The organism is Microbacterium sp. LB12 (genome assembly GCF_037150835.1).
GTDB lineage: Bacteria > Actinomycetota > Actinomycetes > Actinomycetales > Microbacteriaceae > Microbacterium.
The window spans coordinates 35,383-58,611 of sequence record NZ_JBBCPF010000013.1 but is presented as its reverse complement, the minus strand read 5'-3'; the positions used below and the strand labels follow the sequence as shown (position 1 = coordinate 58,611).

At 69.3% G+C, this 23,229-nt stretch carries 23 protein-coding genes and 1 tRNA gene; 12 read left to right on the top strand and 12 right to left on the bottom strand.

Features of this window, described 5'->3' with window-relative positions; all coding sequences use genetic code 11:
• Positions 1-44: 44 nt before the first annotated feature.
• From cysS to WFM69_RS17495, 3 genes are read left to right on the top strand one after another with little or no spacing between them, the layout of a single operon-like run.
• Complete coding sequence (gene cysS / locus WFM69_RS17505; RefSeq protein ID WP_337006924.1) at positions 45-1,445, top strand: cysteine--tRNA ligase; 1,401 nt, start codon at positions 45-47, stop codon at positions 1,443-1,445.
• The gene (gene rlmB / locus WFM69_RS17500) at positions 1,438-2,445 is read left to right on the top strand and encodes a 23S rRNA (guanosine(2251)-2'-O)-methyltransferase RlmB (RefSeq protein ID WP_337006922.1); all 1,008 of its coding nucleotides are present in this window, start codon (positions 1,438-1,440) and stop codon (positions 2,443-2,445) included. Before cysS ends, rlmB begins: the two co-directional genes overlap by 8 nt.
• A gap of 19 nt (positions 2,446-2,464) precedes the next feature.
• The gene (locus WFM69_RS17495; RefSeq protein ID WP_337006920.1) at positions 2,465-3,106 is read left to right on the top strand and encodes an NAD(P)-dependent oxidoreductase; all 642 of its coding nucleotides are present in this window, start codon (positions 2,465-2,467) and stop codon (positions 3,104-3,106) included.
• Between the two features lie 12 nt (positions 3,107-3,118).
• Here the strand turns inward: WFM69_RS17495 and WFM69_RS17490 are convergent, their stop codons facing one another.
• The gene (locus tag WFM69_RS17490; RefSeq protein ID WP_337006918.1) at positions 3,119-4,423 is read right to left on the bottom strand and encodes a DUF4032 domain-containing protein; all 1,305 of its coding nucleotides are present in this window, start codon (positions 4,421-4,423) and stop codon (positions 3,119-3,121) included.
• Positions 4,424-4,509: 86 nt separating this feature from the next.
• Positions 4,510-5,613, bottom strand: a complete 1,104-nt coding sequence (locus tag WFM69_RS17485; protein WP_337006916.1) for an ABC transporter ATP-binding protein — start codon at positions 5,611-5,613, stop codon at positions 4,510-4,512.
• A 231-nt stretch (positions 5,614-5,844) separates the two neighbouring features.
• Between WFM69_RS17485 and WFM69_RS17480 the strand changes: the two genes are divergently transcribed.
• The 4 genes from WFM69_RS17480 to WFM69_RS17465 all read left to right on the top strand — a co-directional run bounded on the left by WFM69_RS17480 (position 5,845) and on the right by WFM69_RS17465 (position 9,024).
• On the top strand, positions 5,845-6,789 hold the full coding sequence (locus tag WFM69_RS17480) for a DsbA family protein (RefSeq protein ID WP_337006915.1): 945 nt from the start codon (positions 5,845-5,847) through the stop codon (positions 6,787-6,789).
• A gap of 41 nt (positions 6,790-6,830) precedes the next feature.
• A tRNA-Thr gene (locus WFM69_RS17475) sits at positions 6,831-6,903 on the top strand.
• Between the two features lie 268 nt (positions 6,904-7,171).
• On the top strand, positions 7,172-7,999 hold the full coding sequence (gene ppk2 / locus WFM69_RS17470) for a polyphosphate kinase 2 (RefSeq protein ID WP_442928396.1): 828 nt from the start codon (positions 7,172-7,174) through the stop codon (positions 7,997-7,999).
• 71 nt (positions 8,000-8,070) lie between these two features.
• Entirely contained in the window at positions 8,071-9,024 is a 954-nt protein-coding gene (locus WFM69_RS17465) for an aldo/keto reductase (RefSeq protein WP_337006913.1), read from the top strand.
• A 36-nt stretch (positions 9,025-9,060) separates the two neighbouring features.
• Here the strand turns inward: WFM69_RS17465 and WFM69_RS17460 are convergent, their stop codons facing one another.
• The 6 genes from WFM69_RS17460 to WFM69_RS17435 all read right to left on the bottom strand — a co-directional run bounded on the left by WFM69_RS17460 (position 9,061) and on the right by WFM69_RS17435 (position 15,262).
• Positions 9,061-9,735 (bottom strand): response regulator transcription factor, encoded by a 675-nt coding sequence (locus WFM69_RS17460; protein WP_337006911.1) that lies wholly within the window; start codon positions 9,733-9,735, stop codon positions 9,061-9,063.
• Entirely contained in the window at positions 9,732-11,009 is a 1,278-nt protein-coding gene (locus tag WFM69_RS17455) for a sensor histidine kinase (protein ID WP_337006909.1), read from the bottom strand. The genes WFM69_RS17460 and WFM69_RS17455 overlap by 4 nt, the downstream gene beginning before the upstream one ends.
• 10 nt (positions 11,010-11,019) lie before the next feature.
• A complete protein-coding gene (locus WFM69_RS17450) occupies positions 11,020-11,835 on the bottom strand; it encodes an ABC transporter permease (protein ID WP_337006907.1) in 816 nt (271 codons plus the stop codon).
• Positions 11,832-12,743, bottom strand: coding sequence for an ABC transporter ATP-binding protein (locus tag WFM69_RS17445; RefSeq protein WP_337006906.1), 912 nt, complete (start codon positions 12,741-12,743; stop codon positions 11,832-11,834). Before WFM69_RS17445 ends, WFM69_RS17450 begins: the two co-directional genes overlap by 4 nt.
• A gap of 110 nt (positions 12,744-12,853) precedes the next feature.
• Positions 12,854-14,497 carry a fibronectin type III domain-containing protein gene (locus WFM69_RS17440; RefSeq protein ID WP_337006904.1) on the bottom strand — a complete coding sequence of 548 codons (1,644 nt, stop codon included), beginning with the start codon at positions 14,495-14,497 and terminating at the stop codon, positions 12,854-12,856.
• A gap of 111 nt (positions 14,498-14,608) precedes the next feature.
• Positions 14,609-15,262 (bottom strand): SOS response-associated peptidase family protein, encoded by a 654-nt coding sequence (locus tag WFM69_RS17435; protein WP_337006902.1) that lies wholly within the window; start codon positions 15,260-15,262, stop codon positions 14,609-14,611.
• A gap of 72 nt (positions 15,263-15,334) precedes the next feature.
• On the opposite strand from WFM69_RS17435, the gene WFM69_RS17430 reads away from it, so the two are divergent.
• The gene (locus tag WFM69_RS17430) at positions 15,335-16,276 is read left to right on the top strand and encodes a DMT family transporter (protein ID WP_337006900.1); all 942 of its coding nucleotides are present in this window, start codon (positions 15,335-15,337) and stop codon (positions 16,274-16,276) included.
• A gap of 3 nt (positions 16,277-16,279) precedes the next feature.
• Here WFM69_RS17430 and WFM69_RS17425 read toward each other — a convergent pair whose 3' ends face one another.
• The gene (locus tag WFM69_RS17425) at positions 16,280-16,843 is read right to left on the bottom strand and encodes a nitroreductase family protein (protein ID WP_337006898.1); all 564 of its coding nucleotides are present in this window, start codon (positions 16,841-16,843) and stop codon (positions 16,280-16,282) included.
• Positions 16,840-17,244 (bottom strand): peptide-methionine (R)-S-oxide reductase MsrB, encoded by a 405-nt coding sequence (gene msrB, locus WFM69_RS17420; RefSeq protein WP_337006896.1) that lies wholly within the window; start codon positions 17,242-17,244, stop codon positions 16,840-16,842. Before msrB ends, WFM69_RS17425 begins: the two co-directional genes overlap by 4 nt.
• Positions 17,245-17,315: 71 nt before the next feature.
• Here msrB and WFM69_RS17415 point away from each other — a divergent pair, with 71 nt between their 5' ends.
• The 4 genes from WFM69_RS17415 (at position 17,316) to groL (ending at position 20,980) form a co-directional block, all read left to right on the top strand.
• Complete coding sequence (locus tag WFM69_RS17415; RefSeq protein ID WP_337006894.1) at positions 17,316-18,308, top strand: DUF2332 domain-containing protein; 993 nt, start codon at positions 17,316-17,318, stop codon at positions 18,306-18,308.
• A 9-nt stretch (positions 18,309-18,317) separates the two neighbouring features.
• Entirely contained in the window at positions 18,318-18,575 is a 258-nt protein-coding gene (locus tag WFM69_RS17410) for a DUF3263 domain-containing protein (protein ID WP_337006892.1), read from the top strand.
• Between the two features lie 166 nt (positions 18,576-18,741).
• Complete coding sequence (locus WFM69_RS17405) at positions 18,742-19,236, top strand: LytR C-terminal domain-containing protein (protein ID WP_337006890.1); 495 nt, start codon at positions 18,742-18,744, stop codon at positions 19,234-19,236.
• Between the two features lie 124 nt (positions 19,237-19,360).
• Positions 19,361-20,980, top strand: coding sequence for a chaperonin GroEL (gene groL, locus WFM69_RS17400; RefSeq protein WP_337006888.1), 1,620 nt, complete (start codon positions 19,361-19,363; stop codon positions 20,978-20,980).
• 89 nt (positions 20,981-21,069) lie between these two features.
• On the opposite strand, the gene WFM69_RS17395 is transcribed toward groL, so the two are convergent.
• The gene (locus WFM69_RS17395; RefSeq protein ID WP_337006886.1) at positions 21,070-21,357 is read right to left on the bottom strand and encodes a WXG100 family type VII secretion target; all 288 of its coding nucleotides are present in this window, start codon (positions 21,355-21,357) and stop codon (positions 21,070-21,072) included.
• A gap of 148 nt (positions 21,358-21,505) precedes the next feature.
• The gene (locus tag WFM69_RS17390) at positions 21,506-23,197 is read right to left on the bottom strand and encodes a sensor histidine kinase (RefSeq protein ID WP_337006884.1); all 1,692 of its coding nucleotides are present in this window, start codon (positions 23,195-23,197) and stop codon (positions 21,506-21,508) included.
• Between the last annotated feature and the right edge of the window lie 32 nt (positions 23,198-23,229).

The window sequence follows — 23,229 nt, the reverse complement described above, 5'->3', positions numbered from 1 at the left end:
GACGCGGAGGCGGACGCTCAGCGCTCCCCGAGTAGGCTTGAGCGGTGACTCTCCGCCTCTACGACACCCGCGCAGCCCGACTGCGTGACTTCGTGCCTCTCGATCCCGAGAACATCACGATGTACGTGTGCGGACCCACGGTGCAGTCCGGACCCCATATCGGGCATGTCCGAGCCGCCCTGAGCTTCGACCTGTTGCGTCGCTGGCTCGAGCTCCGTCACGGGCGGGTCACCTTCGTGCGCAACGTCACCGACATCGACGACAAGGTGCTCGCCAACGCGACCGACGCCGAGCCGTGGTGGGCGCTGGCGTATCGCATGGAGCAGGAGTTCACCGCCGCATATGCCGGAGTGGGCATCCTGCCTCCGACCTACGAGCCCCGCGCCACGGCGTCCGTCCCGCAGATGCAGGAGCTGATCGCGCTGCTGATCGAACGCGGACACGCCTACCCCGCGCCCGACGGCTCCGGCGACGTGTACTTCGACGTGCGTTCGTGGGCCGACTACGGATCCCTCACGCATCAGTCCGTCGATGCCATGGAGGCTGCGGAGGACGCGGACCCGCGCGGCAAGCGCAACCCGCAGGACTTCGCCCTCTGGAAGGGCGCCAAGCCGGAAGAGCCCGCGGACGCGACCTGGGCGTCGCCGTGGGGCCAGGGCCGTCCGGGGTGGCACATCGAATGCTCGGCGATGTCGAAGCGCTATCTCGGTGCGGAGTTCGACATCCACGGTGGAGGATTGGACCTGCGCTTCCCGCACCACGAGAACGAGCTCGCCCAGTCGACCGCGGCCGGTGACGGTTTCGCGCGGTACTGGGTGCACAACGGCCTCGTGACCGTCGACGGGCAGAAGATGTCGAAGTCGCTGGGCAACTTCACGCTCGCGGCCGATGTGCTGTCGGCCCACGATCCTCTGGTCGTGCGCTACGCACTGGCGTCGGCGCACTACCGGTCGAGCCTCGACCTCACGCACTCGTCGTGGGCCGAGGCGGAGGCGGCGCTCGGACGCATCGCCGCATTCCGGCAGCGTGCCGCGCGCGCGGCCGGAGGCGGGTTCGGGTGGTTCGCGTCGCAGAGCCTGCCCGATGCGTTCGCGGCGGCGATGGACGATGACCTCGGTGTGCCGCAGGCTCTCGCCGTTCTGCACGAGACGGTGCGTGCGGGGAACTCGGCCCTCGACGCGGGGGAGACCGACACGGCGCTCGAAGCGCTGCGGGCCGTCATGGCGATGACGTCCGTCCTCGGCCTCACGCCCGCATCCGATGCGAAGAACCACGCGTCGGAGACCGCTCTGGACACCCTCGTCCAGACGATGATCACGCAGCGCGCCCAGGCGCGCGCTGACAAGGACTGGGCGGCGGCGGATCGCATCCGAGATGCGATCGCCGCCGCAGGAATCACGCTGGAGGACACTCCGGCCGGAACTCATTGGAGTATCGATGGCTAAGCCAGGGCGCCCCGGCGCGAGCAAGGGAAACAAGAAGGGCCCGACCAAGGGCACCGGCGGACTCGGACGCAAGGCGCTCGAGGGCCGCGGGCCGACGCCGAAGGCGGAGGATCGCGCCTGGCACCCCGCAGGCAAGCGCAAGGCTGCCGCCGAGCGCTATGCGGCATCGGGCGGCAAGGGCAAGCCCGGGCAGCGTCCGTCTTCCGGCAGCAACCCGAACCGTGCGGCCAGGGCGAAGGACAACACGACCGACATCGAGATCGTCACCGGGCGCAACTCGGTGCTCGAGGCGCTGCGGGCGAAGATCCCGGCGACGGCGTTCTACATCGCCCAGCGGGTGGAGATGGACGACCGTGTCAAGGAGATGCTGTCGATCGCGACCCACCGGGGCATCCCGGTACTCGAGGTGACCCGTCAGGAGCTCGACCGCATGGCCGGGTTCGACGGCGTGCACCAGGGCGTGGCCGTCAAGGTCCCGCCCTACGAGTACGCACACCCCCAGGACCTTCTGGAGCAGGTCATCGACAAGGGGGAGGTGCCGCTGTTCGTCGCACTGGACGGCATCACCGACCCGCGCAACCTCGGCGCGATCATCCGCTCCGCCGCTGCGTTCGGCGGGCACGGCATCATCCTCCCGCAGCGTCGTTCCGCGGGTGTGAACTCGGCCGCCTGGAAGACGAGCGCGGGGGCTGCCGCACGCATCCCCGTCGCTCTCGCGACCAACCTCACGACCCAGCTCAAGGAGTTCAAGAAGCAGGGCGTGTTCGTGCTCGGTCTCGACGGGGGCGGCGATGTGTCGCTCCCCGAGCTGCAGCTCGCCGACCGCCCGGTCGTGATCGTCGTCGGTTCCGAGGGCAAGGGGCTGTCGCGCCTGGTCACCGAGACCTGTGACCAGATCGTCTCGATCCCGATCTCCGCGGCGACCGAGTCGCTGAACGCCGGGATCGCCACCTCCGTCGCCCTGTACCAGGTGTCGACGGTTCGCGCCGCGAAGAAGTAGCACCGGGGGAAGGCAGACCATGGCTCGCATCGTCGTTCTGGGAGGGACCGGCTATGCCGGTCGTCACATCGTCTCGGAGGCGGTGAGCCGTGGTCATGCCGTGATCGCGATCTCCCGTTCCGCGCCGACGGACCCGGTGGCCGGCGCGGCCTACGTGCAGGGATCCGCTCTCGAGATCGCTTCCCTCGCCGATGCCTTCGCCGGAGCCGATGCCGTGGTGTCGGCGCTCTCCCCGCGCGGGGACATGGCCGACCGTGCCCTCGACGCGCTGTCGAACGTCGTCGCACAGCTCGCCGGCACGGCCACGCGGCTCGGCGTCGTGGGCGGTGCGGGCGGCAGCCTGGTGGCCCCCGGTGGTCCGCGCCTGTTCGATCAGGGCTTCCCCGAGGAGTACAAGCACGAGGCGCAGGTCGGCATCGAATCCCTCGCTCTCCTCGAGGCGACGGATGCCGGACTCGACTGGTTCTTCATCCACCCCGCCGAGGTCTTCGGGCCGTGGGCGGAAGGCGAGCGTACCGGCCACTACCGCGACGGCGGCGACGTGATCGTCCGTGATGCGGACGGGAAGTCGTACATCTCGGGTGCGGACTTCGCCGTCGCCGTGGTCGACGAGATCGAGCAGGGCAACCACCATCGCGAGCGGTTCACGGTCGGCTACTGACCGACCCGGCGATCAGACGAGGTCGCGCCAGTCGACGTCCTCGTCGTCGTCGGCGACCGGGGTCACCCCGGTGATCACCGGGAGGCTCATGGTCTCGGTCGGCGGACCCATGATCGTGGCCTCATCGCGCCGGTGGCGCAGCACCTCGTTGATGTAGCTCGTCAGCACCTCGGCGAGGGGGATCGATCGCCCCTCCGCCTGTGACAGGTACCACCGGTGCTCCAGCACCTGGTGGAAGACCTCGGCCGGTTCGAGCTTGGCGCGCAACTCGTAGGGGATCGCACGGACGACGGGTTCGAACACGCGGGTGAGCCACTCGTGCGCGTACATCTCCTCGTCCGCCCACTGCTTGGTGGAGCGGGCGCGGAACTCGTCGAGGTCGTTCAGCAGGCGCCGTGCCTGGTTCTCCTCCACGTCGAGGCCGGTGAGGCGGATGAGGCGACGCTGGTGGTGCCCGGCGTCGACGACCTTCGGCTGGATCTCCACGACGGTGCCGTCGGCGGTGGTCGACATGGACATCTCGTCGATGTCGAAACCGAGGGCATTGAGCCGTTCGACCCGCTCGGTGATGCGCCACGTCTCGGATGCGGAGAAGGACTCCTGCGCGGTGAGCTCCGCCCACAGAGACCGGTAGGACGACACGATGCCGTCGGCGATGGCGACCGCGTCGACGCCGTGTTCGAGTCGCCCGCCCGCGGCGAGGTCCATGATCTCGCCGGCGATGTTGGTCCGGGCGAGGTCGAGGTCGTAGGCGCGCTGGCCGTCCGTCAGGCCTTCTTCATGCAGCTCTCCGGTCTCGGCGTCCACCAGGTAGGCGGCGAAAGCTCCGGCATCACGACGGAACAGGGTGTTCGACAGCGAGACGTCACCCCAGTAGAAGCCGACGTTGTGCAGGCGCACCAGCAGCAGTGCCAGCGCGTCGACGAGGCGGTTGGCCGTGTCCGGCCGCAGCACGCGGGTGAACAGGGCGCGATACGGCATCGAGAAGCGCAGGTGCGAGGTCACGAGGGCGGCGGGGAGGGGATCGCCGTGGGCATCAGTGCGTTCGGCGATCACGGCCACGCGGTCGACGCACGGCACATCGAGGCGGGCGAGGTTGCCGAGCATGTCGTACTCGCGCTGCGCCATCTCCGCCGTGGTCTCCTTCACGGCGACGACGCGGCCGGAGAGGTCGGCGAACCGCACGAGGTGGCGGGAGAGGCCCTTCGGGAGCGAGACGATGTGCTCGGATGGCCACTTCGCGAGCGTCGTGGACCAGGGGAGGGAGAGCAGTCCCGGATCGATCTTGCTGGCGGTGATCCGCAGCGAATCCTGCATGGTGCTCCCGGGTGAGGTGGGCGGTGGAAAAGAGAGACGCGGCGCGGGTGACCGAAGTCGACCCGCGCCGCGTCTGGTGAATCCGATCAGGCGGAGACGACCGGCTTCTCGTTCAGGCGGTCGCCCGACTCGATGTCGAACGCGTGCACGTGGCCGGCGGTCGCGGCCAGCGTGACCGTCTCGCCCGCGTTCGGGTGGTTGCGGCCGTCGACGCGTGCGACGAGGTCGGTGCGCTTGCCGTTGATCTCGGTGTGGCCGTAGAGGTAGCCGTCGGCGCCGAGCTCCTCGACCAGGTCGACGACGACCGAGAGGCCCTTGCCGTCTGCCGGGCCGACCACGATGTCCTCGGGGCGGACACCGACGGTGACCTGGCTGCCGTTCGCGCGGCCGACCGTGTCGCGGTCCAGCGGCACGACCTCCGAGCCGAACTGCACGCCGCCGTCGGCGAGGTCTGCCGAGAACAGGTTCATGGCGGGGGAGCCGATGAAGCCGGCGACGAAGACGTTGTTCGGCTTCTCGTACAGGTCGCGCGGCGAGCCGACCTGCTGGAGCAGGCCGTCCTTGAGCACGGCGATGCGGTCACCCATGGTGAGCGCCTCGGTCTGGTCGTGCGTGACGTAGACCGTGGTGACGCCGAGACGACGCTGCAGCGACGCGATCTGCGTACGCGTCTGGACGCGCAGCTTGGCGTCGAGGTTCGACAGCGGCTCGTCCATGAGGAACACCTGCGGCTGACGGACGATCGCGCGGCCCATCGCGACGCGCTGACGCTGACCACCCGAGAGGGCCTTCGGCTTGCGGGTCAGGTAGGGCTCGAGGTCGAGCAGCTTGGCGGCCTCGAGCACGCGGGCGGCGCGCTCTTCCTTGCCGACACCGGCGATCTTGAGCGCGAAGCCCATGTTCTCGGCGACGGTCATGTGCGGGTACAGCGCGTAGTTCTGGAAGACCATCGCGATGTCGCGGTCCTTCGGCGGGACGTCGGTCACGTCGCGGTCGCCGATGAGGATGCGGCCGGCGTTGACCTCTTCGAGGCCGGCGAGCATGCGGAGGGACGTGGACTTACCGCAACCGGAAGGGCCGACGAGGACGAGGAACTCGCCGTCTCCGACCTCGAGGTTGAGCTTGTCGACGGCCGGACGGGTTCCGCCGGGGTACAGGCGGGTGGCCTCGTCGAAAGTCACAGATGCCATTGTGGTTTCTCCTTCACCGGCAGGTACGTGCCGGACGATCCGTAGTGATGAAGCGGCGGGGACGACCCGCCGTGACCCGCCATCGGGTCGATTTCAGTATGGCATGAACGGCGGCACCTGGGTATTTCTCAGCCTCACTGGCTAGCATCGAACTCGGCCGCGCGCTGCGGCGATCGTCGCCGGGCGGCGGTCGGGGCCAACCCGGACCCCCAGAGACTCACAAGAGGAACGATGTCGAGCGACGAAACGCCGAACGTCCCCACGCCTCGCAATTCTCGCGAGGCTGTGCGGGAGAAGGCTCAGCAGGTGCACGCCCAGCAGTCGAGGGCGCGCCTTATGCGACGAATCATCATCGGCGCGGTCGCGATCGTCGCCGTGGGCGCGATCGGCACCGCGGTGACTCTTGCCGTGTCCGCTCAGGTCTCGAAGCCGCGGCTCACGCCGACCGGCATGGAAGCGGACGGCGTCGTCGTCACCGACATCAGTGCGGTCGCGTCGTCGGACTCGCTCCCGGCCACCGCTGCGCCCGACCCGAGCGATGCCGCCACCTCCGAGGCGCCGACTCCGAAGCCGACCGCGTCGGAGAAGGTCGACATCCACGTCTACGTCGACTACCTCTCGCCGGATGCCGGAAAGTTCGAGCGTGCGAATGCGCGTCAGCTGGCCCGCTGGATCGGCGAAGGCGCCGTCTCGGTCAGCTACCACCCGGTCGCGTTGCTGACCGCCAGTTCGAACGGCACCAAGTACTCGCTGCGCTCGGCCGCGGCGGCAGCCTGCGTCGCGACCTACTCGCCGTCCAAGTTCTACGCCTTCAACCACGACCTGCTCGACAAGCAGCCCGAGGTCGGCAGCGACGGTCTCTCCGACGATGAGCTGGCGAACCTCGCCGGTGCGGTCGGTGTCGACAACTCCAAGGACATCAAGTCCTGCATTCAGAACGGCGACTTCATCAGCTGGGCGAAGGAAGCGACCACTCGTGCCCTCGACGGGCCGCTCGCAGGTTCCGACGACCTGGTGCTCACGGCAGCGCCGATGATCGTCGCCAACGGCGAGGCCTATGTCGGTGCTCCCGACGACCCCGCCGAGTTCTCGCAGTTCGTGCTCAGTGTCGCGAGCGACGCGTCGCGTGCGACCGAGTCGCCGACGCCCACCCCGACAGCCACGCCTGCCTCGTAGGTCGAGGCGGGGTCGATGCCATCGCTAAGCTGGTGGCATCCGCCGACTTGGCGCAATTGGTAGCGCACCGTACTTGTAATACGGGGGTTACGGGTTCGAGTCCCGTAGTCGGCTCAAGAGGCTCGATCAGAGCCGGGCGAATCGCCCCGATCTCTTTCCGGGATCGGGGCGATTCGTCGTTCACGGATGGCTCCGCGGCGCACCGCAGGCGAGGGTTCGCCGTAGCGCGTTAGATGGTGATATGTTACTGAGACTCCGTCTTCCTGGTGATCGGACGATCTCCGCGCCAGGCCGATGACGGCGCAGGTGGCCCGCTCCCCGCCGAGGCCACCTGCGCTCCCCGGTCGAGAGGCGGTACCTCCTGCACCCGAAGGGACACATCATGAGCAGCGCGCCCGAGCCCGAGACCACCGCGCCCGAATGGCAGCACGACTACCCGTATGCCACGAAGCTCTCGCGGCGGGAGTACGAGCAGGAGAAGCGACTGCTGCAGATCGAGCTCCTGAAGCTGCAGGCGCACATCAAGAGATCCGCCGAGCGGGTGCTGATCGTCTTCGAGGGGCGGGACGCCGCGGGCAAGGGCGGGGCGATCAAGCGCTTCATGGAGCATCTGAATCCCCGCGGTGCGCGTGTCGTCGCGCTCGACAAGCCCACGGACGCCGAGCGCACGCAGTGGTATTTCCAGCGATACGTCGCGCACCTCCCGTCCGGTGGGGAGATCGTGCTCATGGACCGCTCGTGGTACAACCGGGCCGGCGTCGAGCGTGTCATGGGGTACTGCTCGTCGGCCGAGTACGACGAGTTCATGCAGACCGTGCCCGAGTTCGAGCGGATGCTCGTCGGTTCCGGCATCCGCCTGATCAAGCTGTGGTTCTCGGTGGGGGAGGCGGAGCAACGGCGCCGGTTCACGCGCCGCAGCGAGGACCCCGTCAAGCAGTGGAAGCTCAGCCCGACCGACCTCGCCAGCGTCGACCGGTGGGAGGACTACACGACGGCGAAGGAGGCGATGTTCTTCCACACGGACACACCCGCCCTGCCGTGGATCGTCATCAAGTCGAACGACAAGAAGCGTGCCCGGCTCGAGGCGATGCGGGTCGTGCTCGCGCGCTTCGACTATCCCGGCAAAGATCCGCTGGTCGCGCACGCTCCTGATGCCCGACTCGTCGGACGCCCCTCGCAGATCTACGACGAGGGCGAGACGCCCACCTGATCCCCGGAGGTCCTCGCGCAACATGTCGTCATCCGGGAATGACGGGGGGAGGGTGCGCGGTTGTCACGGACATGACACGTATCGGCACCAGTGACCTCGACGTTCTCCCGCTCTCCCTCGGCGGCAATGTATTCGGCTGGACGGCCGACCGCGACACCTCCTTCGCCGTGCTCGACGCCTTCGTGGAAGGAGGCGGTGACTTCATCGACACCGCCGACTCCTACAGCGCCTGGGTGCCGGGCAACGAGGGCGGCGAGAGTGAGACCATCATCGGCGAATGGCTCGCCTCCCGGAAGCCTGCCGGAGTCGTCGTCGCGACCAAGGTGAGCCAGCACCCGCAGTTCTCCGGGCTTGCCGGCACGAACGTGCGCAGGGCTGCCGAGGCTTCGCTGCAGCGGCTGGGCGTCGACGAGATCGACCTGTACTACGCGCACTTCGACGACGCGACCGTTCCGCTGGAAGAGACGGTGGCCGCGTTCGGCCAGCTCGTCGCCGACGGTCTCGTGCGCCACATCGGCGTCTCGAACTACTCGGCAACCCGCATCCGGGAGTGGATCGAGATCGCACGGCGCCTCGGAGTGGCACTGCCCGTCGCCGTGCAGCCGCACTACAACCTCGTGCACCGCAACGACGTCGAGGAGACGATCATCCCGGTGGCGGAGGAGTTCGAACTCGGCCTCGTGCCGTACTACTCACTGGCGAGCGGATTCCTGACCGGGAAGTACCGGTCCACCGACACCGATGGTCAGACCTCCCCGCGCGCCCAGGGGGCGGCGAAGTACGCCACCGAGGCGGGGCTTCGCATCATCGACACCCTCGAAGAGATCGGCACCGCACACGGCGCGTCGATCGCGGCGACCTCGCTCGCCTGGTTGCGCGCACAGCCGACGGTGGTCGCACCGATCGCGAGCGCCCGCACACCCGAGCAGGTGCCCGACCTCCTCGCCGGAGCACGCCTGGAGCTCTCGAGCGACGAGGTGCAGCTGCTCGACCGCGTCTCGGAGTGGACGCCGTCGCGCGCATGACACTCCGGCTCGTCGGAGAGCGGCCCGTCGCTGCGGCTACTCTCCGACGAGTCCGTGCCGGTGCGCGAGGATGACCGCGTGGATGCGGTCGCGTGCACCGAGCTTCGCCAGCACGCGACCCACATGAGTCTTGACCGTCGACTCGCCCACGTAAAGCGTCTGCGCGATCTCGGCATTGGTGAGGCCGCGCCCGATCGCCAGGAACACGTCGCGCTCCCGGTCGGTCAGTGACGCGAGGGCGATGCTCTCCGCGGCCTCCGGACCCTGCGGCGCGGAGCCGAGCTGCGGTGACACGTGCTCCAACAGCATCCGGGTGACCCGTGGCGAGAGCGCCGCATCCCCGCGGTGCACCGCGCGCACGGCGGAGATCATCTCGTGGCGCTGCGCGTCCTTCAGCAGGAAGCCGCTCGCTCCCGCGCGGATGGCGCCGAACGCGTACTCGTCGAGGTCGAACGTGGTCAACACGAGCACCTTGGTCTGCGGATGCTCGCGCACGATCGTCTCCGTCGCGGCGATGCCGTCCAGCTCCGGCATGCGGATGTCCATCAGTACCAGGTCGGGGACGAGCATCGCGCTCTGTCTGATCGCGGCCTTGCCGTCGCCGGCCTCACCGATGACGACGATGTCGTCCTCGGATTCCAGGACCATCCGGAAGCCCACACGGATCAGCTCCTGGTCGTCCACCAGAAGCACCCTGATCGGCAGCGTCATCCTTCGTCCTCTCTCGTGTCGGCTGGTGCGGCGGGGCGGGGGTTTCCTGCCGTCGGAAGCACCGCGCGCAGCACCCATCGCCCGGGCTCACCCGGCGCGGAACGTACTGTGCCGTGCACATGGGCGGCTCGCTCGGCCAGGCCGCGCAGGCCGAATCCGTCGGTGCCCATCCGCGCGGTGACGCCGTCGTTCACGATGTCGATGGTCACCGTATCGGACGTGTACTCCACCCGCACTGCGATCGTGCTCGCGGTCGGTGCGTGACGCATCGCGTTCGTGAGGCCTTCCTGCACGATCCGCCCGATCGCGTGTGCGACCCCCGGTGACACCTCCGCTTGTCCGACGACGGTGAGAGTGGCCGGATACCCGGCTCGCTGCGCGGCTTCGACCGTGTCCCGCGGCGGCGCGGGCGGCATGGGCGTGAGCGGCGCGGGGGAGCTGTCATCGCGGAGCACCCCGAGCATCGACCGCATCTCGGTGAGCGCGGTCCGCGCGGTGTCTGCTGCGGACGCCGCCGCCTTGCGCGCCTGTTCGCGATCCGGTGTCGCCGCCGCACCCTCCGACAGCGCGACGATGACGGTGAGCGAATGGGAGACGATGTCGTGCATCTCCCGGGCGATGCGGGCCCGCTCGGCGGCGGCCGCGAGTTGCGCCTGCTGGTCGCGCTCGATCAGCAACTGGCGCGAACGATCGATGAGAGCGGAGAGATAGCGCTTGCGCCCGCCGACGTTGACACCGACGAGCGTGCCGATCATGCCGAGCAGGATGTACCCGAGCGCGATGTCGAGACCGCCCTGCAACGAGATCGCGCCGGTGAGCATGGACAGTCCGCCGAGCGCCATGAACCACGCGGCGCCGATGCCGTAGCAGATCCAGGCGAGGCGCGACGAGCGATAGACCGCGAGCCCGTAGCACGCGACGAGCAGGAGCACGATGCCGCCGGACAAGCCCGTGTAGAGCCCGAGTGTTCCGAGCACCATGGCGGCGATGAACGGTCCGAGGGGCGCTCTTCTGCGCCAGATGAGTGTGGCACACGCGACGGCTACGAGCGTCAGGGTCCCGACACTGAGTGCGATGTAGGTGGACTCCGGCATCGATGAGTCATAGGGGCGCCCGGCCGGCGCCAGCGACAGGAAGAAGCAGAACAGCGCGAGCAGCACGTCGGCGAGGACCGGGTGCCGTGCCCAGAACCGTCGGAAGAGTCCCGGTGCACGCGGAAGCCGCAGCTCCTCGTCCATGCGGATCGATTCGCTGCGGCTTCGCGTTCTGCTCACAGGGCGGACTCTACGCGTCGCGAGTGCGCAGCACGCCCCACGCCACGAGGGCCCCGCTGACAACCCAGCAGGCCAGCGTCAGGAAGGCCACCGGCGCGTCGAGTGCCGCGTTCTCGCCGGGCAGGATCGCGCTCTGTGCGGCGGCGACCGGCAGGTACGCCGACGCCTCCACGACCCACGCCCATGCCTCGCCGGCGAGAGCGAAGAAGTTCGCCACGATCGGCAGCACGAACAGCACGCCGACGGTAGCGGCGATCGCTCCCGCGCCCGAGCGGAGGATGAATCCGAATGAGACGCCGATCAGCGTGAAGACGGCCATCGCGAGCGACGACACGACGATCGGCAGCACGGACGACGACGGGTCCGACCAGTCGATGCTCTGATCACGCGGGGCGACCACCAGCGAGACGGCGAGCGCCGCGACCGTGAAGATCACCAGCGACGACACGAACAGGAATGCCGCGAGCATGAGCGACTTCGCCGCCAGCACCGACCCGCGGACCGGGTTCGCCGTGAGCGTCGAGCGGATCATGCCCGTCGAGTACTCGCCCGTGACCGAGATCGCCCCGAGGATGCCCGCCAGCAGCATCGTGAACTGCAACGGCATGACGACGGCCTGAATCGGGTCGAAGCCGGGGGCGTCGATCGCCTGGGCGATGAGCACGGCGATGCCGATGGTGAGCACTGCGGCGATGCCGATCGACCACCATGTGGAGCGCAGGGTCGCCAGTTTGATCCATTCGCCACGCAGTGCGCGCACGAAGGTGAGTCGTCGACCGGTGTCGACGCGCTGCCGCGTGGGAGCGGGAGCCTGGGTCGTGGTCATGAGAGCTCCTTGGTGCGGTACTCGACGGAGTCGCCGGTGAGGGCGAGGTACGCGTCCTCGAGCGAACCGGTCGTGGGGGTGAGTTCGTGCAGTGGGATGCCGCGCTCAGCGGCGAGATCACCGATGCGGGCCGCAGGCAGGCCGACGATGTCGAGGAGGTCGGGAGCCGCGCTCACGATCTCGACGTCCGGGCCGGCGACCATGGCGGCGAGGTCGGCAGGCCGCGGCGTGCGCACGCGCACGGTGTTCCGCGTCCAGGCGCGCACCAGCTCGGGGAGCGGGGCATCCGCCAGCACCCGGCCGCGACCCATCACGATGACGTGGTCGGCCGTCTGCGCCATCTCGCTCATGAGGTGACTGGACAGGAGCACCGTGCGTCCCTCGGAGGCCGCGTACCGCACGAACTGTCGCACCCAGCGGACGCCCTCGGGGTCGAGCCCGTTGACCGGCTCGTCGAGGATCAGCGTGTGGGGATCGCCGAGCAGCGCCGAGGCGATCCCCAGGCGCTGGCCCATGCCGAGCGAGAACTTCCCGGCACGCTTGCGCGCGACCGAGCCGATGCCGGCGAGATCGATGACCTCGTCGACCCGGGACGCCGGGATGCCGTGCGTCGCGGCCATCGCGCGGAGGTGGTTGCGCGCGGTCCGACCGGTGTGCACCGCCTTCGCATCCAACAGCACGCCGACCTCGGTGAGCGGCGCCCGCAGCTTGCGGTACTCGCGACCGGCGACGGCAGCGCGGCCGGCGGTCGGCCGGTCGAGGCCCACGATCATCCGCATCGTGGTCGACTTGCCTGCGCCGTTCGGACCGAGGAAGCCGGTGACGCTGCCCGGCTTCACCGTGAACGACACGTCGTCGACGGCCGTCTTGTCTCCGAACCTCTTCGTGAGGCCTTCAGCTGTGATCATGAGGACAACGTTACGGAGTGCCGCCTGGCGGCGCGTCCTCCTCAGGTACCTTTCCCGACCCGACGATCGTCCCCCTCCAGGCGGAGAGAGCGCGCTCCATGCCGCCGGCGTCAGATGCGGCTTCTGCTCCTTCTGCGCGCAACGAGGAGGGCGAGGACGCCCGCGCCGAGGAGAAGCGCTCCCGCGGCGGCGCCGAAGGATCCGTCCTCGGATCCGGTGCTGGCCAAGGCGTTGCCGGCCGGCTGCGCCTCGGGCTGAGGTGCTGCCGGAGTCGGATCGACCGGATCGACCGGAGCGACCACGACAGCCTGCGGGACGCCGAGCGTCGACGACACCGAGATCGGCGAAGCGCCGACCGCGTTCCTGGCGATGATGTGGAAGGAGTACGGCGTGCCGTTGGTCAGTCCCGTCACGGCGCAGGGGCTGGCGCTGCAGGCGGTGGTGGTGCGGTCGGTGTCGTTGACCACGGTGAAGCCGAGGATCGGGCTTCCTCCGTCGCTGGTGGGCGGGTCGAACGAGACGACAGCACTCGCATCGCCGTAGACCACCGTGGGGTTTCGCGGGGCTCCGGGTGTGGTCGCCGGAGTGACGGATGTGCTGTACGCCGACGGGGTGGAGGTGCCTGCGGCGTTGGTCGCCGTCACCGAGAACTCGTATGCCGTGCCGTTCGTGAGCCCGGTCACGACGCACGGGCTCGACGCGCAGGTGCCGGTCAGCCCGCCGGGGCGGCTGGTGACCGTGTACGAGGTGATGGCGCTGCCGCCGTCGTCGGCCGGCGCCGTGAATGACACGGATGCCTGCGCATTGCCCGCTGTCGCGCCCACACCGGTCGGTGCGCCGGGTGCGGCGGCGGCGTTGAAGGTCAGCGTCACCGATCCGTGCGCTCCGTCGCCGGCGACGAGGCCTGGCAGCTGCACGCCGCCCGTGTTGGCCGCGATCGTGATCGACGGGGTCCCCAGGTAGGCGGAGGCGAGAGAGGATCCGCCGCCTCCTCCGCCGGTGTAGACGTTGAGGATTCCCTGGCTGCCGGAGGCCCCGCCGCCGCCGCCGCCATAGCCGCCGCCGCCGGATCCGCCGGCGGAACCGTTCGGGTAGGCCCCTCCCGCGCCGCCGGTGGCGATCGTGGCAGCGCCCGGGTTGTCGCTCGCGCCGGCGACGCCCGCGTTGTAGTTGCCGGCGCCACCTGCACCGCCCACGGCTGCTGTCGCCGCGAGGCCGGCCTGCGCGAAGCCGGGGTTCTCAGACGTCCCCGCCGATCCGGCATTGCCGCCGTCACCGTTGTACGAGCCGCCACCGCCGGCACCGGCGATCGCCAGCTTGGCGATCAGCTGGTGTCCGCTGTCCAGCGCGAACACGCCGGAGCCGCCACCGCCGTAACCTGTGCCGGAGTTGTTCCCGCCACCGCCTGCGCCCACGATCACGTAGACGAACGCCGTGTCCGCCGGCAGGGTGAGTGCGCCCGTGACCTGTGCGGCGTTGCCGCCGATGTGCGCGCGGGCAGGGTAGCCCGCACCGCCTCCGGCGCCGATCGCGGCGAGGTCGACCGTCGTCACCCCGGCCGGCACGGCCAGCGTGTAGCTGCCCGGAGTGGTGCACGCGACCGAGCTGTTCGCAGCGGGTGCCGAGCCGTCCGTGCACGCTGCGGATGCGGCGGAAGCGCTGGTGGCCCCGAGGAGAGTGGTGCTCCCGGCCATCAGGAGCGCAGCGGCGGCGAGGCTGATTCCACGCCAGGTCGGTCGACGGTCGGTGATCACTGTGCTCCCTTGCGAAATCGCGACTACTTCGCGCGATTCACATCCTGGCATGGTTCCCAGGTGGCTCATGACCACCTCATAGGAACCACGACCGAAGCGTGCCGGTGCGGGCTAGAACAGCTGTGCGGGCCCCGCGACCGACGCGTCATCGTCGGGACCGACCCGGATCGATTCGTTGATCGGAGCGGACGCCGAGACTGCGGCGTCCAAGAGCTCGCCGCCCGCAGCCTTCGTCGTCAGCCACTCCTCGGCGAAGCCCGGGTTGATGAGCAGCGGCATCCTGTCGTGGATGTGCGCCAGGTGCGGGGCGGCAGGCTGCATGACGATGCTGTAGCAGGTGTACTCGATGCCGTCGGCCGTGCGCCCCGGACGCGTCACGGCGGCCAGGCCCAGGAGCTCACGCCCTGGAGCGGAGAAATGCTGCCAGACCCGCGAGGGCTTGGCCATCTCGCGCCAGAACGACACCGGAACGATCGCGCGCGCGGGGAGAGCGCCCTTCGTCTGGGCGAGCCGCTCGGAGCGCGTGTTGATCGACGCGAAGCTCGCCGGGGCGCCGTTGACCAGATACCCCCACCAGCCGAGTTCGAGGGTCGACGGGTCGGTGACGATCGGGTTCAGGTTGCGAAGGTTCTTCCCGGTCGGTCGGAGGATCTCGCCGTCATTGCGGGCCGCCCACTCGCGGAGCCCATCGAGCACGGCAGAGTCGACGACCGTCTGATAGTCGTCGTCAGTGAACCGGGGATCGAGACCATAGCTCGCGCACATGCGGCCAGCGTAGCCCCGGCCGCCGACATCCGTCTCGCCGTCGGTGCGCGGCCGCTCGGATAGGGTCGACAGGTGAACGACGTCCGCCGACTGCCTGCCCCCGTCGCCCTCGGCGGAGCGGTCGCGATCGGCGTCATGACGGCGATCCAGGCGCGGATCAACGGAGTGCTGGGAGTCTGCCTCGACGACGGCATCGTCGCCGGCTTCCTCTCCTTCTCGGTCGGGCTCCTCGCGCTCGCCGTGGTGATCTCCTTCCTGCCATCGGCGCGCAGCGGGGTCGCCCGCCTGTGGACGGGGATCCGTCAGCGCACCATCCCTTTCTGGATGCTGCTCGGCGGTGCGTGCGGCGCCCTCACCGTCTCCACTCAAGGTCTCACCGCCGGTGTGCTCGGGGTCTCGCTGTTCACGGTCGGCGTGGTGGCGGGGCAGACCCTGCATGGTCTGGTGCTCGACCGGATCGGGTTCGGTCCGGCCGGCGTCGTCGCGGTCACCCCCGGTCGCCTCCTCGGCGGGCTGCTCGCGCTCGCCGCGGTCGGCATCTCGCTCTCGGGCGATGTTCTCGCCTCGGCGCCCCTGTGGATGCTGCTGCTCCCGTTCGCCGCGGGTGTCGGGATCGCGTGGCAGGCGGCGACCAACGGGCGTCTCGCGCAGCGCGTGCGCTCGCCTCTGGCTGCGACGCTGATGAGCTTCATCGCGGGCACTCTCGTCCTCGCGGTCGCCGCCGGTGCGAGCATGGCGTTCCGGGGCGCACCGGCAGCGCTTCCCACCGAGCCCTGGCTGTACCTCGGCGGATTCCTCGGGGCGTCCTACATCCTGCTCGGCGCGTTCATCGTGGCGCAGACGGGTGTGCTGCTGATGGGGCTGGGGTCGGTACTCGGGCAGCTGGTGACGTCGGTCGTCATCGACCTGATCTGGCCCGCGGCATCCGGCCCGGCACTGTGGCAGGTCATCGGGATGGTGGTCGTCGCGGTCTCATCGGTCGTGGTGGCCGTGCCGTGGCGGCGCCGCCGCTGAGACCTACTTCTTCTTCGTCTTCTTCGTGCCGGCCTTCGGCATGCGGGTCACGAGCTTGCGGGCGTCCACGGCCTTGCGCCGACCGGGCTTCTTGCCCTCGGGCTTGCCGCCCACGTACAGCCAGCCGAGGAGCTCCTCGTTCTTGTCGAGCCCGTGCGCCTTCGCGACGGCCTTGGCGCGCGTGTAATGTCCTGTGCGCCAGATCACGCCCCAACCGGCTTCATCGAGGAGCAGGCTCAGCGTATGGGCGACTCCGGACGCGACAGCCTCCTGCTCCCACCGCGGAACCTTGTCGCTCTTGCGGTAGCTGGCGACGACGGCGATCAGCAGCGGAGCGCGCAGCGGCTTCGACGAGGGCGACGAGTCTCCCTGCGCCTTCGCGATCGCGGCACCCAGCACCTCACGGTCCGCTCCGCGCAGCTCGATCAGCCGCCACGGGCGGAGGGAGGAGTGGTCGGCGACGCGCCCAGCGGCCGCGACCAGCGGGAGCAGCTCATCGCGCGTAGGGGCGGTGTCTTCGACCTTCGACCAGGACTGCCGTGCGCGGACGGCGTCGAGGGCGCTCACGAGGCGTCGGGGGTGAAGTTCAGCGCGATCGAGTTCATGCAGTAGCGGTCGCCGGTGGGCGTGCCGAACCCGTCGGGGAAGACGTGGCCCAGGTGCGAGCCGCAGTTCGCGCAGCGCACCTCGGTGCGCACCATGCCGAGGCTGTCGTCCTCGATGAGCTCGACCGCGTCGGGGCGGATCGACTCGTAGAAGCTCGGCCAGCCGCAGCCGGAGTCGAACTTCGTGCCGCTCTTGAACAGCTCGGCGTTGCACGCTCCGCAGGTGTAGAGGCCGGCGCGCTCCTCATCGAGCAGTTCCCCGGTCCAGGCCCGTTCGGTCGCGGCCTGGCGCAGCACGGCGTACTGCTCTTCGCCGAGCTCGCTGCGCCATTCGTCTTCGGTCTTGTCCACGCTGTACGACATGTGTCCTCCTGAGTCGTCTCCATTCTCTCCCGTGCGGCGCGGTCCGGGGTGCTCCGAGTCAGAATGGACGGATGACGGATGCCGTGCAGGAGCGCTATGCGCGATTCGCCCGCGTCGAGGCACCCGGCCGAAGCGTCCTCTACGCGGAGTGGGCCGCCGGAGTCGCGGACGATGACGAGGTGCGCCGGGTGCTCGCGCGGATCCCGGAGACCCGTAGGCAGCCGCCGCTCGTGTTCGCCGTGACGCGGATGCTCGGCGTCGGACTCGTCGGATACCGCCAGTGGCGGCGCTTCGTGCTGCGGCGGGCGGACGAGGTCGTAGCCGAGTGCACGCGGCGCTCGCTCCAGACGAACGAGCCGCTTCGGCTCGCGGCGCTTCTTCCGGTGCTGTCCGAGATCGACGGCCCGATCGCTCTGCTCGAGGTCGGCGCATCCGCGGGACTCTGCCTCTATCCCGACCGCTACTCCTATCGATTCCTGGATGCGGAGGGCGGGGTGCGCCTGGCGCTGGACCCGGGGGAGGGGCCGTCGAGCGTCGTGCTGGAGAGCCGGGTGACCGGCCGCCTGCCGCGGCTGCGGATGCCGGAGATCGTCTGGCGCGCGGGGATCGACCTGATGCCGCTCGACGCCGCCGACGAGGCCGACCGACGCTGGCTGCGGGGGCTGGTGTGGCCCGGGGAGACGGGGCGTGAGCAGCGCATCGAGGCGGCGCTGGACATCGCGGCATCCGACCCTCCGCTGCTGGTGGCGGGAGACGCGCGGGCCCGCATCGATACGCTCTCCGCAGCCGCGCCGCGCGACGCGACCCTCGTCGTCACGACCCCTGGTGTGCTGGTGCACATCCCGAGAGCGGACCGTCACGCGCTGGTCGAGCGCATCACACGGCTGGACGCGCGCTGGATCACGATCGATCCGCCGTCGTCGCTCGATGTCTGGGAGCCGCCCGTCGATCCCGATGGCTGGCCGGGCTTCGTCGTCGCGCTCGACGGCCGGGTGAGGGCCGCCGCGGATCCGCTGGGGAGCTGGTGGGAGTGGCGCGCGGCTCCGGACTCGGATGCGTCCTAACCTGGACGCATGCTCGGAGACCTCACGGAGCGCGATCGCGCGATCCTCGCGCTGGAGACCGCGTGGCCGCAGCACGGCGGAGCGAAGGAAGAGGTCATCCGCGCGCAGCTCGGAATGAGTGCCGCGCGGTACTACCAGCTCCTCGGGCGGCTGATCGAGTCCGACGCCGCACTCGAGTACGACCCGATGCTGGTGCGCAGACTGCGACGGATCCGCGACTCGCGTGCGCGTCGACGCTCGACGCGCACACCCGGTTTCGTCGGCTGAAAGTGGGCCGACGGGCGGAGTGGCGCCGCGTCTCCCCGTGCCGTGGAACGGATTGCCAGGAACGTGCCGCTAGCATCGAGGGGTGTCCAAGCCCTCCCGCGATCGCTTCGATGACGTTCCCCGTTCCTCCGGACGCGTAGGAGCGCATCGCGCTGAAGCTCCGGGAATGAACGGCTGGATCGTCCTGCTGTGGTCCTTCGTCGCCGCTCTCGTGCTCATCATCGCCGGCATCTTCGGCTCCCTCGTGGTGATGGGGCGCGTCTCGCTCTTCCCGGAGTCGACGCCGAGCGCCACGCCGACGCCCGTGGAGACCGGTGTGGTCGACACGACCTACGCGGTCATGATCCTGAACGGCACGCCCGACGAGGGCCTCGACGCCCAGATGCGCGACCTGCTCATCAACAACGGCTGGGCGGCGGAGAGCGTCAACGCGGGCGACAGCTCCAGCCAGGACTTCGAGAAGACGACGGTCTTCTACGTCAACCCCGAGGACGAGCTCGCGGCGATCGGACTCGCGAACCTCATCGGCGGTGCGGGAGTGCAGCAGAGTGACTACTACGCCGGCGAGACGGCCGACGGTGCGAAGGAGCTCACGGTCGTGATCGGCCTCGATCGCTCCACCTCGGCACCCTCGACGAGCACCGGGACTCCTGCCCCCTGAGTCGACGCGTCGGAGCGTTTCCGACGGCTTGCACTCGAAGGTGTCGAGTGCCAGAATGGCGTTAGCACTCTCTCACTCTGAGTGCTAAACCCAACGTCTACGTCCAGGAGGGACGAAAAAACTCATGGCAAAGATCATTGCTTTCGATGAGGAGGCCCGCCGCGGCCTCGAGCGCGGCCTCAACATCCTCGCCGACGCGGTCAAGGTGACCCTCGGCCCGCGCGGTCGCAACGTCGTCCTCGAGAAGAAGTGGGGCGCGCCCACGATCACGAACGACGGTGTCTCCATCGCCAAGGAGATCGAGCTCGACGACCCGTACGAGAAGATCGGTGCGGAGCTCGTCAAGGAGGTCGCCAAGAAGACCGACGACGTCGCGGGTGACGGCACCACCACCGCCACGGTCCTCGCTCAGGCTCTGGTCCGCGAGGGTCTGCGCAACGTCGCAGCCGGCGCCGACCCGATCTCGCTGAAGCGCGGCATCGAGAAGGCCGTCGCCGCGATCACCGAGGAGCTCCTCGCGAGCGCCAAGGAGATCGACTCGAAGGAGCAGATCGCCGCCACGGCTTCCATCTCCGCTGCTGACCCCGCGATCGGCGAGCTCATCGCCGAGGCGATCGACAAGGTCGGCAAGGAAGGCGTCGTCACCGTCGAGGAGTCGCAGACGTTCGGCACTGAGCTCGAGCTCACCGAGGGCATGCGCTTCGACAAGGGCTACCTGAACCCGTACTTCGTCACGGACCCTGAGCGCCAGGAGGCGGTCTTCGAGGACCCGTACATCCTCATCGCCAACCAGAAGGTCTCCAACATCAAGGACCTCCTGCCCATCGTCGACAAGGTGATCCAGGACGGCAAGGAGCTCGTCATCATCGCCGAGGACGTCGAGGGCGAGGCTCTCGCGACGCTCGTGCTGAACAAGCTCAAGGGCATCTTCAAGTCGGTCGCCGTCAAGGCTCCCGGCTTCGGCGACCGCCGCAAGGCGCAGCTGCAGGACATCGCGATCCTCACCGGTGGTCAGGTCATCACCGAAGAGGTCGGCCTCAAGCTGGAGAACGCCACGCTCGACCTGCTGGGCCGCGCGCGCAAGGTCATCGTCACCAAGGATGAGACCACGATCGTCGAGGGTGCCGGTGAGGCAGACCAGATCGAGGGTCGCGTGACGCAGATCCGTCGCGAGATCGAGAACACCGACAGCGACTACGACCGCGAGAAGCTGCAGGAGCGCCTGGCGAAGCTCGCCGGTGGCGTCGCGGTCATCAAGGCCGGTGCTGCGACCGAGGTCGAGCTCAAGGAGCGCAAGCACCGCATCGAGGACGCCGTCCGCAACGCGAAGGCAGCCGTCGAGGAGGGCATCGTCCCCGGTGGTGGCGTCGCGCTGATCCAGTCGGGCAGCAAGGCTCTCGACGGTCTCTCGCTCTCGGGCGACGAGGCGACCGGTGCGAACATCGTGCGCGTCGCGATCGAGGCTCCGCTCAAGCAGATCGCTCTCAACGCGGGCCTCGAGCCGGGCGTCGTGGCGAACAAGGTCTCCGAGCTCCCCGCGGGCCAGGGCCTCAACGCTGCCACGGGTGAGTACGTCGACCTGTTCGCGGCCGGCATCATCGACCCGGCGAAGGTGACCCGCTCGGCGCTGCAGAACGCAGCCTCGATCGCGGCTCTGTTCCTCACCACCGAGGCGGTCGTGGCCGACAAGCCGGAGAAGGCTGCTGCTCCCGTGGGCGACCCCTCGGGCGGCATGGACTTCTGATCCACTCCGCATGACAGAACGCCCCCGGCTCCGGCCGGGGGCGTTCTGCGTTGCGTGCCGGAATCAGGTCGGCACGCGCACCCGCGAGGTCAGTGGAACAGGCTGGCCGAGTACTGGTCGGCGTCGGCATACTGCGTGGCGACCGAGCCGAGCGAGGTGCCGATGGAGTCGAGCACCTGCTCGACATGAAGCTGGGCGCCCTGCCACTGCTCCGCGCACCCCTGGAAGGCGTTCGACGCCGTGCCGACCCAGGAGGACTGCAGCTCCCGCAGCTGTGCCATGAGTGTCGCGGACTCGCTCTGGAGCCGTTCGATCGTGGCGCGGGTGGCGCCATGGGCGGCATGGACGGCGTCGGTGTCGACGGTGAAGACAGACATACGGAACTCCTTCTTGTTGATGGGCTTCCGAGGCTAGGCGCGCGAGAGCGAGGAGATCCGGCGCGTTCCGGGATCGCGCCAGTGGCTGTGGGAAACGTGCTCTCCGCACCGACCGTGCAGATAAAGGCCGAAACGCGTCGGACGCCGGTCAGGGAAGGTCGAGACGATCCAGTGGCTGCGTGTCCTCGAGGAGGTGCGCGGGGGTGGCCTGGGCCGGTGCGAGTGGGAGGGTCACGGTGAACGTCGCGCCACCGCCGGGCGTCTCCGTGACATCGACACCGCCGTGCAGGGCCTTCAGGATCGACGCGACGATGGCGAGGCCCAGACCGGAACCGCCGGTCTCTCGCGCGCGCGAGGTGTCGGCGCGCCAGAACCGCTCGAAGATCTGCTCGCGGATCTGCGGCGGAATCCCTTCGCCGTGGTCGACGATCGCGATGCTGCCCGTACCGCGCACGCGGTCGGAGTCGACGACGATCTCGATGGGGCCGTCCTCCGGCGAGAAGCGGCGGGCGTTGCCCAACAGGTTGGTGACGACCTGACGAACCTTGTTCTCCTCGCCGAGCACGATCGGGGGTGTCCGCACGGGGAGATCGGTGACCTCGGTGAAGTCGATGGCCGGCGCCTGCTCGGGCTGCCGCGGGCGACGACGGAGCCGCGAGAGCGTGGCGCGCGACAGCCCCCGCGGGCTCGGTGGTGCCGGCTGCTGCAGCGGTGCCGTCTCGGGCAGCGGTGCGAAAGTCGCCTTCTCCGCCGTGCGGTCGATCACCGTCACGGTCCGTCCGGGAGCGGCGGCGCGCAGGTCGAGTGCAGCGTCGCGGGCGATCGGGCGCAGGTCGAGGGGCACGATCTCGGGTTCGCGTTCCTCATCCAGGCGGGCCAGCGCGAGAAGGTCCTCGACCAGGACACCCATCCGGATGGCCTCCTTCTCGATGCGCTCCATCGCGCGGGCGGTGTCCTCCTCGCCCTTGATCGCGCCCATCCGGTACAACTCCGCATAACCGCGGACACTGACGAGCGGAGTGCGCAGCTCGTGGCTCGCGTCGCCGATGAACCGTCGCATGTGCTGCACGGTGCGGTCGCGTTGCGCGAGAGATCGATCCACGCGGTCGAGCATCGTGTTGATGGCGGTGTTGAGCCGGCCGACCTCGGTGGTCGGCTCCAGATCGGTCAGACGCTGGCGGAAGTCGCCGGCAGCGATCGACATGGCCGTGGCCTCGACCTGGCCCAGGCGACGGAACGTCAGCGTGACGAGGCCGCGGGTCAGGAGCGCGGCGATGAAGATGGTGATCAGCGCGATCGTGATGTAGATGCCGAAGTACTGGCTGATGATGCGGTCCGCGGGCGCGAGGGGGAGCGCCACCATCTGCACCCGCAGGACTCCGCCGTCGGAGTTGACCACGGCGACCGCTGCGTGGAACACCTCGCCGTCCGCTCCCGGGAGCTCGATGATCGATTCGGCGTGGGCGTTCGCGTCCGCGAGCGAGTATTGGGAGGGGAACAGCGGCGCCTGGCTCGAGGTGCCCCTCGCGGTCGCCTGGAGAGTGCCGCCGGCGTCGTAGATCGCGAACGAGAAGTCCCGGGGCTGCTCATCTCGCGCGGAGTAGGTGGTCACGCCATCCACCGTGGAGACGTCGAAGTAGCGCTCGGCCAGGTCGGTCGACACCAGCGCCGGCAGCTGCGCGTCGATGTTCTCCACCAGCGCGGACCGCAGGATGGGCACGGTGCCGATGCCCGCGACGAGCAGGCCGAGCGCGAGCACGGCGACGGTGACGCCCGTGACCTTCGCCCGCAGGCTGATGCGTCGCCACCAGGTGGTGACCGCATCCGGCTTATGCGCCATGCGGTCCTCCCTGTACGGCGAACACGCCGCGA